The 503-nt window shown below is 44.1% G+C and carries 1 protein-coding gene; it reads right to left on the bottom strand.

Features of this window, described 5'->3' with window-relative positions; all coding sequences use genetic code 11:
- The coding region (locus R7Z49_RS28000; RefSeq protein ID WP_318112924.1) for a LysR family transcriptional regulator at nt 1-402 on the bottom strand (402 nt) is incomplete at its 3' end.
- Nucleotides 403-503 lie beyond the last annotated feature (101 nt).

Genomic DNA, 503 nt, shown 5'->3' with positions numbered 1-503 from the left:
TAATCGGCTTGCCTTTACTCGAAGCTTGATATTGAGAGAAGGATACAAACGCTGAAATTCCACCATACGCGGCAATAACCAGCTCTGTGCAAACGTAGGGGCCACGCCGATGTAAAGCTCGCCACGCAGCTCGTTGAATTTGATGTCTTCAAGTTCAGAGAAAATCACCTCAAACGATTGGTTAAGCGCGTGCAGTAATCGCTCACCTTCTTTGGTCAATTCCAATCGCCGAGTCATGCGCACAAATAAGCTGAAACCCAGTTGTTCTTCCAGTGACTTAATACGTTGGCTCACTGCCCCTTGGGTAATAAACAACTCTTCAGCGGCTTTGGTAAAACTGAGACACTTACCAGCAACGGCGAAAGTGTACATGTTAGAGAGCATCTGCTGTTTTCTGTCCATCTTGGCACTCAACATAAATTAGAAAGGCTAATGCATAGCAAGTTTAAATTGGTTTGTATGGCGAATCACGATGCTTTTAAATCAAACTGTCTTACCCATAA

This window comes from Vibrio sp. 1562 (assembly GCF_033340155.1).
Lineage (GTDB): Bacteria > Pseudomonadota > Gammaproteobacteria > Enterobacterales > Vibrionaceae > Vibrio > Vibrio alginolyticus.
The sequence above is the reverse complement of the archived record's forward strand: the minus strand, read 5'-3'. Positions and strand labels throughout refer to the sequence as shown.